Below are 13,345 nucleotides of genomic sequence, written 5' to 3' on the forward strand. Positions count from 1 at the left end.
CCGGTCAGCCGAGGGCCTTGTCCAGGTTGAACGCGGCGCTGATCAGCGCGAGATGGGTGAACGCCTGCGGGAAGTTGCCCTGCTGCTGGCCGGTGTGGCTGATCTCCTCGGCGTACAGGCCGAGATGGTTGGCGTAGGTGAGCATCTTCTCGAACGCCAGCCGTGCCTCCTCCACCCGCCCGGCGCGCACCAACGCCTCGACGTACCAGAACGAGCAGATCGAGAACGTGCCCTCGTCGCCGCGCAGCCCGTCGGGGCTGGCCCGTGGGTCGTAGCGGTAGACCAGCGAGTCGGACACCAGGTCCTGGGTGAGGGCGTCCAGGGTGGACAGCCACTTGGGGTCGGTGGGCGCGATGAACTTCGACAGCGGCATCATCAGCACCGCCGCGTCCAGCACCTCGTCGTCCTCGTGCTGGACGAAGGCCTGACGCCGCTCGGACCAGCCCTCGCTCATGATCCGCCGGTAGATCGTGTCGCGGACGTCCCGCCACCGCACGATGTCGGCGGGCAGGCCGCGCCGGTTGGCCATCCGGATGGCCCGCTCGATCGCCACCCAGCACATCAGCCGCGAGTACAGGAAGCTCTTGCGGCCGCCGCGGGTCTCCCAGATGCCCTCGTCCGGCTGGTGCCAGTGCTCGCAGACCCAGTCGACCAGCGCGCACACGTCGTCCCACTGGGCGCTGGAGATCGGCCGCGCCCATTTGTCGTACAGGTAGATGGAGTCGATCAGCGCACCGTAGATGTCGAGCTGGAGCTGGTCGGCGGCGGCGTTGCCGATCCGCACCGGGGTCGAGCCCTCGTGCCCCTCCAGATGGTCGAGTTCGCGCTCGGGCAGGTCGGTGCGGCCGTCGATGCCGTACATGATCTGGAGCGGCCCCGACGGCTTGCCGTCGCCCGGGGTGATGTGCCGGGTCACGAACTTCATGAACGCGTCCGCCTCACCGGTGAAGCCCAGCCGCAGCAGGGCGTACACGCAGAAGGCGGCGTCGCGTACCCAGACGTACCGGTAGTCCCAGTTGCGTTCGCCGCCCGATTGTTCGGGCAGGCTGGTGGTCGGCGCGGCCACGATCGCGCCGGTGGGCGCGTAGGTGAGCAGCTTCAGCGTGAGCGCGGAGCGGTGCACCATCTCCCGCCAGCGGCCGCGGTACTTGGAGGCGGACAGCCAGCGCCGCCAGTACGCCACCGTCGCCGAGAACTGCTGCTCCGCCTCCTGGCTCGGGCAGCAGCGCGGGGCCACTTCGTCGCCGACCTGGTCCAGCGCGAACACCGCCGACTCGCCCTCGGAGAGCTTGAAGTCGGCGTGGGCGTCGAGACCGGCGGCGTCCAGGGGCACCGTGGAGGTGAGGCCGAGCGACAGGTCGGCGGACTCGAACACCGCCACGTCCGACACCATGCGCAGGGTGTGCGGCTTGGTGCCGTAGTCGAAGCGCGGGGCCACCCGCGCGTGGAACGGGATGGCACCGCGGACGCACAGCACCCGCCGGATCAGCCGGTGCCGCTCCGCCTCGGCGGACTCGCCGGTGATCGGCATGAAGTCCTGCACCTCGCCGACGCCGTCCTCGGTGAAGAAGCGGGTGATGAGGACGTTGGTGTCGGGGAAGTAGAACTGCTTGGTCCGCGCGGGCACGGACGCCGCCAGTTCGAAGCAGCCGCCGCGCTCCTTGTCCAGGATCGACGCGAACACGCTGGGCGCGTCGAACGCCGAACAGCAGTACCAGTCGATCGTGCCGTTGGAGCCCACCAGGGCGACGCTGCGCAGATCGCCGATCAGCCCGTGCTCGGAGATCGGCAGATACCTGCCGCGACCGGGCGCCGCGTCGCTTGATGTTCCGTCCATCGCCGCCTCCCAGAACCGCCCGTACAGCGCCTTTCCAGCTTAGGCGCGATCGAACAGGGTGGCGGGACGAGATGGGCGTACCGGATGGATCGGACATGGGTGCCGGGTGGGTGCCTGCCGGGCAGGGGTGAGCGGGTGTTCAGACCGCCACGACCGTCACCCCCACCTCCTCGAAGCGCCGCACCGTCTCCGCGTCCACCGCCGTGTCCGTGACCAGCGTGTCCACCAGCTCGGTGCCGCAGATCCGGGCGAAGGCGCGCCGCCCCAGCTTGCTGGAGTCGGCCGCCACGATCACCCGCTCGGCGCGCTCACACAGCAGCCGGTTGATCGCGGCCTCCGCCTCGTCGTGCGCAGCCGCTCCGTCCGCGACGTGCAGGCCGACGACCCCGAGTACCGCCACGTCCAGCGTGATCTGGCTCAGCACGCCGTCCGCGAGCGGCCCGATGAGCTCGTACGACTGGGCCCGCGCGACCCCGCCCGTGACCACGATCTTGAACTGTGGACGCACGGCCAGCTCGTTGGCGATGTTCAGCGCGTTGGTGACGACGGTCAGCGCGGGCGTGCCGGCGGCGAGGTCGCCGCGCACGGCCAGGGCCCGCGCCACCTCGGTGGTGGTCGTGCCGCCGGTCAGCCCGACCGCCTCGCCGGGCGCGATCAGGTCGGCGACCGCCTGGGCGATGCGCTGCTTCTCGGAGGCGCGGCGGGCGGTCTTGTAGCGCAGTGGCAGCTCGTACGAGACTCCGTGCACGACCGCGCCACCCCGGGTGCGGACCAGCATCTGCTGCTCGGCGAGCCGGTCGAAGTCCCGGCGGATCGTCGCGGCCGACACCTCCAGTTCGGCGGCGGCCTCCTCGACGTCCAGCCGGCCGCGCTCGACGAGCAGTTCCAGCAGCGCCTTCCAGCGGGCGTCCCGCGACATCCGCACCTCCCTGCACGTTCCTCGGTACCCGAGACCCTAGCGCAGCCCCCGATCAGCAGAATGCTTGATTCTGCTCGAAAAGGCGCTGTATCTTGCAGCAACAATCAGTACGCAGGGAGGGGTACGGCATGACGCATGTCGAGGACGAGCTGCGCAGCCAGCCCGAGTGCTGGACCCGGGCCGCCGCACTCGCGCCGGAGCACCGCGCGGCGCTGCCGGGCGCGGGAGAGCGGGTCGCGATCGTCGGATGCGGCACCTCGTACTTCATGGCGCAGTCCGTCGCGACGCTGCGCGAGGAGGCCGGCCAGGGCGAGACGGACGCCTTCGCCGCCTCGGAGTTCCCGTACGGCCGCGGCTACGACCGTGTCCTCGCCCTGACCCGCTCCGGCACCACCACCGAGGTGCTCGACCTCCTGAGCAAGGTGAACGGACGCACCCGCACCTCGGCGATCACCGCCGACCCGCACACGCCCGTCATGGAGGCGGCCGACGACGTCGTCCTCCTCGACTTCGCCGACGAACGGTCGGTCGTGCAGACCCGCTTCGCCACCACCGCGCTCACCCTGCTCCGCGCCCACCTCGGCCTGCACACCGACGCAGTCGTCCCGGACGCCCGCACCGCACTCGACGCCGAGCTGCCACAAGGGCTCGTGGAGCGCGGCCAGTTCACCTTCCTCGGCACCGGCTGGACCGTGGGGCTCGCCCACGAGGCCGCGCTGAAGATGCGCGAGGCGGCCCAGGCGTGGACCGAGTCCTACCCCGCGATGGAGTACCGGCACGGCCCCCTCAGCATCACCACCGAGGGCACCGCGACCTGGATGCTCGGACCCGCGCCGGAAGGCCTCGCCGAGCAGGTGCGGGCCACCGGCGGACAGTGGGTGCCGAGCGGCCTCGACCCCCTGGCCGAACTGATCCGCGCCCAGCGCCTCGCCGTGGCCGTGGCGACGGCCCGCGGCCTCGACCCCGACCGGCCCCGCCACCTCACCCGCTCGGTGATCCTCTGAGACGCGCCCGCAAGGAGGGGCCGCCCCGCCCCTTACCCGCGTGATCCTCCGAGCAGCGCCAGCAAGGAGAAGCCGTGCCCCTCGTGACCACCGGCGAGCTCGTCACGCGCGCCGCCGGCGCCCACTCCGCCGTCGCCGCCTTCAACATCATCACGCTGGAACACATCGAGGCCGTCGTCGCCGGCGCCGAGACCACCGCGAGCCCGGTCGTGCTCCAGATCAGCGAGAACGCCGTCACCTTCCGCTACGGCCGGCTGCTCCCGCTGGCCCGCGCCGCCGTCACCGCCGCCGAACGCGCCGCCGTGCCCGTCGCGTTGCACCTCGACCACATCCAGAGCGACAGCCTGCTGCGCCAGGCACCGGACGCGGGATTCAGCTCCGTCATGTACGACTCCGCGCGTCTGCCCTACGCCGAGAACCTCGCCGCGACCCGCGCCGCCGCCGACTGGGCGCACGCCCAAGGGCTGTGGATCGAGGCCGAGCTGGGCCAGGTCGGCGGCAAGGACGGCCGGCCGCCGCTGGACGCCCACGCGCCCGGCGCCCGTACCGACCCCGCCCAGGCCCGCGCCTTCGTCGCCGACACGGGGGTGGACGCGCTGGCCGTCGCCATCGGCAGCAGCCACGCCATGACGACCCGCACGGCCACCCTCGACCACACCCTCCTCAAACGCCTCTCCGGCAGCCTGGACGTCCCCCTCGTCCTGCACGGCTCCTCCGGAGTCCCGGACGGCGAGCTGACGGCGGCCGTCGCGGGCGGCATCACCAAGGTCAACGTCGGCACCGCCCTCAACATCGCCATGACCGGCGCCGTCAGGGAGTTCCTCGCCGCGCATCCGGAGGCCGTCGACTCGCGCAAGTACCTCGGCGTGGGCCGGGAGGCGATGGTGCGGACGGTCGCGGCGATCCTGCGTACGCTCGCAGGGCCTACCGCTTGACGGCCTTCAGCACCACGAACTTCGGGTCGCTCGCCACGAGGTGGCTGTTCCCGAACAGCCGCCGCAGCTTCAGGTGGTACCCGAGATGCCGGTTGCCGATCACCCACAGCTCACCGCCCGGCCGCAACGCCCGCCGCGCGCCCGTGAACATCCGCCACGCGGTCGCGTCGGTCGTCGCCTGGTGCGAGTGGAACGGCGGATTGTTCAGCACCAGATCGACGCTGCCGGGCGCCACTGCGGCCAGCCCGTCGCCGACCCGGAACTCGGCATGCCCGGGCACCCCGTTCGCCTTGTACGTCGCCTCCGCCGACGCCACGGCCTGGAACGACTCGTCCACGAACAGCACCTCGGCGGCCGGGTCGGCCAGCGCCACCGCCGTACCGACGACACCGTTGCCGCACCCGAGGTCCACCACCCGGGCCGCCCCGCCGGTCCGCGGCAGATGGGCGAGGAAGAACCGCGTACCGATGTCGAGCCGGTCCGCGCAGAACACGCCCGCGTGGTTGACGACCGTGTGCCCGGACACCGGGCCGACGCCCTCGGGCAGCGCGTAGCGGTACGGCCACGGGTTCGCGGGCCGCTCGCGCGACGGATCCGGCGTGCACAGGATCAGCCGGGCCTTCTTCTCCGCGAGCGACGTACGGGTCGGGCCGAGGATCCGCTCGAACAGGTCCAGCGTCGAGGTGTGGATCTCCTTCACCATGCCGGTGCCGACGACGACCGTGCCCTCGTGCACGGCGGGCGCCAGTCGCAGCAGCTGGTCCTCCAGGAGCGCCAGGCTCTTCGGGACGCGTACGAGGAGCACGTCGACCCGCTCGGGCGGCGGGTCCTGCGTCGTGAGCAGCGACACCGTGCCCGGCTCGACGCCGGCGCGGGCGAGGTTGGCCCGGGTGGCCTCCTGGGAGAGGTACGAGTCGGTGATCTGCACCGGAGCGTGCCGCGCGAGCGCCGTCACCAGCGCGCCCCAGCGGTCCCCGACCACCACGACCGTGCCCGACAGCGGGACGTCCTGGTCCGCGAGGTGCCTGAGCAGATACTCGTCCGAGGCGTCCCACGCGCGCAGGCGGTCACGTGGGTCCTCGGGAAAACGGGCCAGCGCGAGCTCGCCCCAGGGCGTCGTCATACGGTCGTTCATGGTGTCGTCCAGGCTAGGGCCTGTCCGGCGGGTCAGGTCGCGGGGAGTCTGCGATGCCTCATCGAGGTAGGTGAGCGGGGGCCGGCACGACGAGCTGGTGCCGGCCCCCGCGTCCGCGGCCTGATCCGCCGGACGGGCCCTGGCCGCCGCCAGCTCACGGCCGCCGCAGCTCATGGCCGGTGCGCGAGGATGGAGGGCATGGACGCCGAACTGTTCCCCCGGGAGCGCACGGAGGTCGCGCCCGGCGCGGTGCACGTGCCGGACTGGCTGGACGAGGACGCCCAGCGTGAGCTGCTGCGCGCCTGCCGGGAGTGGGCGCGGCCGCCCGCGGGGCTGCGCACGGTCCGCACCCCGGGCGGCGGCACCATGACCGCCCGGCAGGTCTGCCTGGGCTGGCACTGGTACCCGTACGCCTACGCCCGCACGGTCGCCGACGGCGACGGTTCCCCGGTCAAGCCCTTCCCGGCATGGCTCGGCGACCTGGGCCGGCGCGCGGTGACCGAGGCGCTCGGCACGAAGTCGGCGACCGGAGCCGCGTACGACATCGCGCTGATCAACTTCTACGACGGCGACGCCCGCATGGGCATGCACCGCGACAGCGACGAGAGGTCCGACGCGCCGGTGGTGTCCCTGAGCCTCGGCGACACCTGCGTCTTCCGTTTCGGCAACACCGAGACCCGGACGAACCCGTACACCGACGTCGAGCTGCGCAGCGGCGACCTGTTCGTGTTCGGAGGACCGTCACGGCTCGCCCACCACGGAGTGCCCCGGGTACGCCCGGGGACGGCGCCCGGCGTGCTGGGGCTGACCGGGCGGCTGAACGTGACCCTGCGCGTGAGCGGCTTCTAGGCCACCGCCGGCGCAGCAGCGGATCATGGGAGACTCGCCCTCATGAGTGGCAAGGCGGACCCCCGGACGGCGGGGGAAGGGACCACCTCGAGAACGCGGCTGGACCGGGGGCGAGGAGCGCTCGGGCCCGCGCTGGAGCTCGTGCACACCGGGCGCGCCCCGACCCGCGCCGTCCTCACCGCCGAACTCGGCGTCACCCGCGCGACGGCCGGCGCGGTCGCCGCGGAACTGGAGGCGCTGGGCCTGATCCGCGTCGACGCCCGCCCCGGCGCCGCCGCCGGATCCCAGGGCCGCCCCTCGCACCGGCTGGACCTCGCCGAGGACGGCCCCGTGGCCCTCGCCGCACAGGTGCACGCCGACGGCTTCCGGGCCGCGCTGGTCGGTCTCGGTGGGCGGATCGTCGCCACCGCGCCCGGCTGCGAGACCGTCGACGCCGACCCGGCGAAGGTGCTGGGCTCGGTGGTGGAGGCGGGCGCCGAGCTGCTGCGCGAGACCGGCCGGCGGTGCGTGGGCGCCGGGCTCGCCGTACCGTCGGCGGTCGCCGAGCCGGCGGGGCTGGCGCTGAATCCGCTGCATCTGGCGTGGCCGGCGGGAGCGCCGGTGCGGGAGATCTTCGCCGAGTGCGTGCGCGCGGCCGGGATCACCGGCCCCGCGTTCGCGGCCAACGACGTCAACCTCGCCGCGCTCGCCGAGCACCGGCACGGCGCCGGGCGGGGCTCCCGCGATCTGCTGTGCGTGGCCACCGGGCACCGCGGCGTCGGCGGCGCGCTGGTGCTCGACGGGCGGCTGCACACCGGCAGTTCGGGCCTGGCGCTGGAGGTCGGGCACCTCACCGTCAACCCCGAGGGCCGCCCCTGCCACTGCGGCAGCCGCGGCTGCCTCGACGTCGAGGCCGACCCGCTCGCCTTCCTCACCACGGCCGGCCTCGAACCCGGCCCCGAGGTGTCCCTGCTGAAGCAGGCCGACGACCTGATCCGGCACGAGTACACGGATCCCGCCGTCCGCACGGCCACCGAGGCCCTCATCGACCGGCTGGGACTGGGTCTCGCCGGTCTGGTGAACATCCTCAACCCCGACCGGATCATCCTGGGCGGCCTGCACCGCACCCTCCTCGACGCCGACCCCGAGCGGCTGCGGGCGGTGGTCGCCGATCGCAGCCTGTGGGGCCAGAGCGGGGGGGTGCCGATCCTCGCCTGTTCCCTGGACCACAACAGCCTCGTGGGAGCCGCCGAGTTGGCGTGGCAGCCGGTACTGGACGATCCGCTGGGAGCCCTGGCCGAGGCCTAGACCGGCCGGTCGCAGCGGCGGGGCGCCACCCTGCCAGGCCCCGCCCGACGCCGTGCGGAAGCAGCCGCCGGACGCTCATCCACTCCCCGCGGGGTACCCACACTGCCGCCGGCCGCACGACGACCCGGACCCCCCTGGCGCGCGAGTCTCGGAGGCGTCGACGAACGACCGCCGAGACGACTGGAGATGACTCGCGATGCAGACCCTCGCACACTGGGACGGCGGCCCCGGCCCGTGGATCCCGCTCTTCCCGCTGATCTGGGCCGCCGTGATCCTCGGGTTCGTCACCATGGTGCGTCGCACCCTGGGGCGCGGCCGCCGGGCGCCGTGGCGCGCGACGGACGACGGCCGCCCGACCGGCGACTCGCCCATCGCCATCATCGGCCGGCGCTTCGCCTCCGGCGAGATCGACGAGGACGAGTACTGGCGCCGACTGTGCGTCCTGGACGAGCAGTTCGGCCGCACCGGCAAGGGCGGAGCAGCGTGACCACCTCGATCCGTGCCGCCGTTCAGAACGCCGTCCGCCCGCACGGCTCCGGGGGCGCGGCCGTGCGGGCCCGGACGGGGTGAGTGTCCGGCCCGGCGCGACGTACGGCGGGACGGTGCCACGGAGCGACGCCGTTCAGCGCGTCCCGCGTGACTCGCTCACCGCCCGGTCAGCCGGCAACGGCCGACCGGGCGGGAGTGTGTTCGGGCGCGCGGCCGACAGGCTCGACCTCCGCGAACCGGCGCACCGGTTCCGTGACCGTACGGCGGGCCGGGTGCGGCGGTGCCTTCATGGCGGGGGCCGTCGTGGGCAGCGTGAACCACACGATCTTCCCGTTGTCGCCGTCCGGCCGAACGCCCCAGCTCTCGCTCAGCGCCGCCACCATGGCGAGCCCGCGTCCGCAGGTGGCCAGCGGATCCGCGTCGGCCACGACGGGCAGACGGGGGTCGCGGTCGTGCACCGACACGGTGAGCCGGTCGAGCAGGAGCTCGATCTCGACGGTGCATGTCTTGTCGGGTTGCGCATGCCGGTGGACGTTGGAGAGCAACTCCGTCACACCGAGCGCCGCTCGGTCTATCAGGGGATCCAGATGCCAGTAGCGCAACTGCGCAGATACGATTCTGCGGACCTGGCCGATCCGCGACGGCAGGGCTTGGAGCTCCACCGTGCAGTGCCTGCTTGGGTGACTGATCACGGCTGCGACTCCCCGACGTGAGGTCCGGAAGAACACGGAGTTCGGATCCAGCAGCGCCTGCGTGAAAACGGCCGCCTGCTGTCGTGTCCGGCGGGCTGGTTCGCAGCGTTATCGCCGGTAAACCCAGAGTGACGTGAGACCAGAGTGGCGCAAGGGGTGTGGGGCCGCAACTCGCGGTGTTCCGGACGGGGGTGGCACGGTTGGGTCTCGGCCACTTCGGTGCGCGCCGCCCGTCTGAGCCGGTCCGCCCTGGCTCGCGCCGCCCGTCGGAGCCGGTTCGTCCCGGCCGGTGCCGCCCGTAGGAGCTGGTCCGCCTCGGCGCGGTGCCTGCGTCACCCGTCAGGTGCCACGCCCCGCCGCCCTGCGGACGGCCTCGATGAACCGGCGTGCCGCAGGCGGCCCCGGCTCGCCGGGGGCGGGGTCCTGCTCGCCCAGGGTCAGCACGTAGCGCTTGCCGTTGAGGTCGGCCAGCGCGCGGTCCCCTGAGGCGAACCACGGCTTCGACGCCCGCACGGCCTGTACCGGCGCGCTGTCGATCTCGCTGCCGTAGCTGGTGAGCAGTTCCACCCGGCCGCCGCTGATCCGGACCTGCCCGGCCCGGGTGAGGGAGCGCAGGCCCTTCCCGATCCGCACGCCCAAGGCCGTGAACTCCGGCTCCGCCATGCCCTCCCGCCCCCTCGTCGCCCGCGGGTCCTCTTCCGGGTGTCCGTCCCACCCGGTGCAGTCTGCACGGCCCCGCAGTCGCGCACCAGTGCGCACGTCACCGAGGCATAGGCCACCCGGTGCACTCACGCGAATGCGCCCCCGGGCGCGGTCGGCGGGGAGGCGTTCCCGGCCGCCGTGGGTGGGGTGCGGTCACGGTCCGCCGCGGGTGCGGTGAATGACGCCGGCCCGAGGGGAGATGCCCGGGCGGACGGCCCGCGGCGCGCTGATGCCCCGCCCCCATGGCCCCCTTTGAGTGCCCCAAAGATGCGTTTATGCAGGTGAGAAGCGTGCGCAAGCTGCTTATGATCGGTGTGTCGGCCGCGCGACCCGCCGTCGGCGCGCAGCCCTAAGGAGTTCCGCCGTGACCACCCCCCAGCAGACCCGGACCGGCGCCACCCTCGACGTCGACCGCACCGACTCCGCCTACCGCGCCTGGCTGAAGGACGCCGTCCGCAAGGTCCAGGCCGATGCCAACCGCTCGGCCGACACGCACCTCCTCCGCTTCCCGCTGCCGGAACACTGGGGCATAGACCTCTACCTCAAGGACGAGTCGACCCACCCCACCGGCAGCCTCAAGCACCGCCTCGCCCGCTCGCTGTTCCTCTACGGCCTCTGCAACGGCTGGATCCGTCCGGACCGCCCGGTGATCGAGGCGTCCAGCGGCTCGACGGCCGTCTCCGAGGCGTACTTCGCGAAGCTGATCGGCGTCCCCTTCATCGCGGTGATGCCCCGCACGACGAGCGCCGAGAAGTGCCGCCTGATCGAATTCCATGGCGGCCGCTGCCACTTCGTGGACGACTCCCGCAGGATGTACGAGGAATCCGCCCGCCTCGCGGCCGAGACCGGCGGCCACTACATGGACCAGTTCACCTACGCGGAACGGGCCACGGACTGGCGCGGGAACAACAACATCGCCGAATCCATCTTTCGCCAGCTGGAGTTGGAGCGGTTCCCGGAGCCCGCGTGGATCGTCGCCACGGCCGGCACCGGCGGCACCTCCGCGACCATCGCGCGCTACGTGCACTACATGCAGTACGACACGCGTGTCTGCGTCGCCGACCCGGACAACTCCTGCTTCTTCGAAGGCTGGACGACCGGCGATCCGGACGTCACGTGTGACTGCGGCTCCCGTATCGAGGGCATCGGGCGCCCCCGGATGGAACCGAGCTTCGTGCCCGGCGCGATCGACCGGATGATGAAGGTGCCGGACGCGGCGAGCGTCGCCGCCGTCCGCGCCCTGGAGCAGGGCATCGGCCGCAAGGCGGGCGGCTCGACGGGCACCGGGCTGTGGAGCGCTCTGAAGATCGTCGCGGAGATGGTCGACGAGGGCCGTACCGGCAGCGTCGTCACCCTGCTGTGCGACCCGGGCGACCGCTACCTCGACAAGTACTACTCGGACGTCTGGCTGGCCGATCAGGGCCTGGACATCGCCCCGTACAGCGCGGCCATCGAATCACTGCTGGCCACGGGCGTCTGGCCGGAGTGAGGCGTACCGCCACGGCGGGTCATGGGTGTCCGGCCTGGACTGAGGCGTAGCGCGGCGGCCGTGCCCCGCGGCCTTCGACGCGCCGGCCACCGGTGTCCGGTCCGGAAGGCGTGCCGCCGCGGTCTTCGACCCATTGCGGGTCATGGGTGTCCGGCCTGGACTGAGGCGTAGCGCGGCGGCCGTGCCCCCGGCCTTCGGCCCCCTGCCGGCCACGGGCGTCCGGCCGGACTGAGGTGTACCGCCCAGGCCGTCGCTGTCGCCGTCGCCGCTGCCGGTCCGGCCGAGGCGCCCTGTCGCGCCGGCCGCCGGTCCAGCGCGTCCGGTCCGGCCGAGGCTCCCTACCGCGTCAGCCGCCGGTCCAGTGCCGCCACCGCGTTGCGGAACGCCCGTCCCAAGCCCGGCCGCGCCAGCCTCAGCGCCGCGCGGAAGGGCGGCGGTCCGTCGGCCGCGAACGTCCACTGCACCCGCGTACCGGTGCCGGCGGGTGTCAGCCGCCACTCCTCGACCAGCGCACGGATGCCCGGGGCGTTGGTCTCGTCGATGCGGTACGCGTACACCTCGGGCCCCTTCGCCACCAGGATCGTCTCCGCGAACCGCGTACCGCCCCGCAGCCTGATCTCCCGCCCGGTCCCGTCGCCGGCCGGCCGGGCCAGCGTCACCGCCGAGAACCACTGCGGCCAGTCGGTCACGTCCTCTGCCAGCGCGCGGAAGACGGACGCGGGGGAAGCGGCGAGCTGCCGTACGAAGACCAGCCGTACCGGAGCGGACCGGACGAAGTCGACGTCCACCGGAAGCAGTCGGCGCGCCATGCGGAACCCCCTGTGCGTCGGGCAGGGACAGGGCCGCTCACCCTAGTCGGCGCTCCGCCGCGTGTCTGCGCCGCGCACGGGATCAGAGCTCGTCGGCGCTCTCGTCCTCACCCGCCACGATCAGCTGCCGCAGATGCTCCGCTATCTCCTCGCGCGCCTCCTCGGCCAGCCCGGAGTCGGTCACCAGCGTGTCGACCTGGTCCAGCGTCGCGAACGAACTCAGCCCCACCGTGCCCCACTTGGTGTGGTCGGCGACCACCACGACCCGCCGCGCCGACTGCACCAGGCGCCGGTTGGTCTCGGCCTCCGCGAGGTTCGGCGTCGACAGACCGGCCTCCGCCGATATCCCGTGCACGCCGAGGAACAGCACGTCGAAGTGGAGCGTGGCGATGGCCTGGTCGGCGACCGGCCCCACCAGGGAGTCGGAGGGCGTGCGCACCCCGCCGGTCAGTACGACGGTGGCGGCGCCCTGCCGCTGGCCCGAGGAACGTTGCGCCGCGTGGAAGACGTCGGCCACCCGCACCGAGTTCGTGACCACGGTGAGGTCGGCGACCTCCTGCAGATGATGCGCCAGCGCGTACGTCGTCGTACCGCCCGACAGCGCGATCGCGGAACCCGGAGCCACCAGCTGGGCGGCGGCCTTCGCGATGTCCTCCTTGGCGCTCAGCTCCAGACCCGACTTGGCCTCGAAGCCCGGCTCGTGGGTGCTCGCCTCCAGCACCGGCACCGCACCGCCGTGCACCTTCTCCAGGACGCCCTGGCGGGCCAGCGCGTCCAGATCGCGGCGCACGGTCATGTCGGACACGCCGAGCTTGCGGGTCAGCTCGTTGACGCGTACGCCGCCGCGCCGCCGCACCTCGTCCAGGATCAGGGCGCGCCGCTGCTCCGCGAGGAGGTTCTGATTCTCACTCACGTACGCTCCGGTCCTTTCCTCAAGCCGTCCTGCACACCCTCGCACCTGCTCCCACTAGGACGTTCTCGCGCCCCCGGTGCGTGGGCGTCCCATATTCGCACGGCTTGGCCCGAGTCGCGCCACCGGTTGCCCGACGCGCACATGTCACCTCGGTCTCATCCGTTGCTCGCCCCTCACACGGATCGGGGAGATTCCGTGACGAGGGGTGTGCAACGCCTCTCCACGGGAGATCCTGGTGCCGCATGGACATGCCGACGGCGCGTCCCGGGGGAAGTGCGGAAGACA

The 13,345-nt window shown here is 72.8% G+C and carries 13 protein-coding genes; 6 read left to right on the plus strand and 7 right to left on the minus strand.

What is annotated here, in order from left to right; genetic code table 11:
* Positions 1 to 4 precede the first annotated feature (4 nt).
* Complete coding sequence (locus tag ACFV6X_RS25965) at positions 5 to 1,837, minus strand: glycoside hydrolase family 15 protein (protein ID WP_385387254.1); 1,833 nt, start codon at positions 1,835 to 1,837, stop codon at positions 5 to 7.
* A 139-nt stretch (positions 1,838 to 1,976) separates the two neighbouring features.
* Positions 1,977 to 2,756, minus strand: a complete 780-nt coding sequence (locus ACFV6X_RS25970) for a DeoR/GlpR family DNA-binding transcription regulator (protein WP_385387256.1) — start codon at positions 2,754 to 2,756, stop codon at positions 1,977 to 1,979.
* Between the two features lie 128 nt (positions 2,757 to 2,884).
* On the opposite strand from ACFV6X_RS25970, the gene ACFV6X_RS25975 reads away from it, so the two are divergent.
* Together ACFV6X_RS25975 and ACFV6X_RS25980 are read left to right on the plus strand one after the other, a co-directional pair.
* Positions 2,885 to 3,760, plus strand: coding sequence for an SIS domain-containing protein (locus ACFV6X_RS25975; protein ID WP_385387257.1), 876 nt, complete (start codon positions 2,885 to 2,887; stop codon positions 3,758 to 3,760).
* A 74-nt stretch (positions 3,761 to 3,834) separates the two neighbouring features.
* On the plus strand, positions 3,835 to 4,695 hold the full coding sequence (locus ACFV6X_RS25980) for a class II fructose-bisphosphate aldolase (RefSeq protein ID WP_385387259.1): 861 nt from the start codon (positions 3,835 to 3,837) through the stop codon (positions 4,693 to 4,695).
* Here ACFV6X_RS25980 and ACFV6X_RS25985 read toward each other — a convergent pair.
* Entirely contained in the window at positions 4,685 to 5,818 is a 1,134-nt protein-coding gene (locus ACFV6X_RS25985; protein ID WP_385387368.1) for a methyltransferase, read from the minus strand. The two genes, ACFV6X_RS25980 and ACFV6X_RS25985, sit on opposite strands and share 11 nt — an antisense overlap.
* Before the next feature lie 210 nt (positions 5,819 to 6,028).
* Here ACFV6X_RS25985 and ACFV6X_RS25990 point away from each other — a divergent pair, with 210 nt between their 5' ends.
* The 3 genes from ACFV6X_RS25990 (at position 6,029) to ACFV6X_RS26000 (ending at position 8,453) form a co-directional block, all read left to right on the plus strand.
* The gene (locus ACFV6X_RS25990; RefSeq protein WP_385387261.1) at positions 6,029 to 6,679 is read left to right on the plus strand and encodes an alpha-ketoglutarate-dependent dioxygenase AlkB family protein; all 651 of its coding nucleotides are present in this window, start codon (positions 6,029 to 6,031) and stop codon (positions 6,677 to 6,679) included.
* 42 nt (positions 6,680 to 6,721) lie between these two features.
* Positions 6,722 to 7,966 carry an ROK family protein gene (locus ACFV6X_RS25995; RefSeq protein WP_385387263.1) on the plus strand — a complete coding sequence of 415 codons (1,245 nt, stop codon included), beginning with the start codon at positions 6,722 to 6,724 and terminating at the stop codon, positions 7,964 to 7,966.
* 196 nt (positions 7,967 to 8,162) lie between these two features.
* Positions 8,163 to 8,453: an SHOCT domain-containing protein gene (locus ACFV6X_RS26000; protein ID WP_385387264.1), complete on the plus strand. Its 291-nt coding sequence runs from the start codon at positions 8,163 to 8,165 to the stop codon at positions 8,451 to 8,453.
* A 169-nt stretch (positions 8,454 to 8,622) separates the two neighbouring features.
* Here ACFV6X_RS26000 and ACFV6X_RS26005 read toward each other — a convergent pair whose 3' ends face one another.
* Together ACFV6X_RS26005 and ACFV6X_RS26010 are read right to left on the minus strand one after the other, a co-directional pair.
* A complete protein-coding gene (locus ACFV6X_RS26005) occupies positions 8,623 to 9,147 on the minus strand; it encodes an ATP-binding protein (protein WP_385387266.1) in 525 nt (174 codons plus the stop codon).
* A gap of 339 nt (positions 9,148 to 9,486) precedes the next feature.
* Positions 9,487 to 9,810 (minus strand): hypothetical protein, encoded by a 324-nt coding sequence (locus tag ACFV6X_RS26010; RefSeq protein WP_365443548.1) that lies wholly within the window; start codon positions 9,808 to 9,810, stop codon positions 9,487 to 9,489.
* 403 nt (positions 9,811 to 10,213) lie between these two features.
* Between ACFV6X_RS26010 and ACFV6X_RS26015 the strand changes: the two genes are divergently transcribed.
* The gene (locus tag ACFV6X_RS26015; RefSeq protein ID WP_385387268.1) at positions 10,214 to 11,338 is read left to right on the plus strand and encodes a PLP-dependent cysteine synthase family protein; all 1,125 of its coding nucleotides are present in this window, start codon (positions 10,214 to 10,216) and stop codon (positions 11,336 to 11,338) included.
* 338 nt (positions 11,339 to 11,676) lie between these two features.
* On the opposite strand, the gene ACFV6X_RS26020 is transcribed toward ACFV6X_RS26015, so the two are convergent.
* Both ACFV6X_RS26020 and ACFV6X_RS26025 read right to left on the minus strand, forming a co-directional pair.
* Positions 11,677 to 12,147, minus strand: coding sequence for an SRPBCC family protein (locus ACFV6X_RS26020; protein ID WP_385387270.1), 471 nt, complete (start codon positions 12,145 to 12,147; stop codon positions 11,677 to 11,679).
* A gap of 82 nt (positions 12,148 to 12,229) precedes the next feature.
* Entirely contained in the window at positions 12,230 to 13,060 is an 831-nt protein-coding gene (locus tag ACFV6X_RS26025) for a DeoR/GlpR family DNA-binding transcription regulator (protein WP_385387271.1), read from the minus strand.
* Positions 13,061 to 13,345: the final 285 nt, after the last annotated feature.

This window comes from Streptomyces sp. NPDC059861, from assembly GCF_042731435.1.
In the GTDB taxonomy this organism is placed as follows: Bacteria; Actinomycetota; Actinomycetes; order Streptomycetales; family Streptomycetaceae; genus Streptomyces.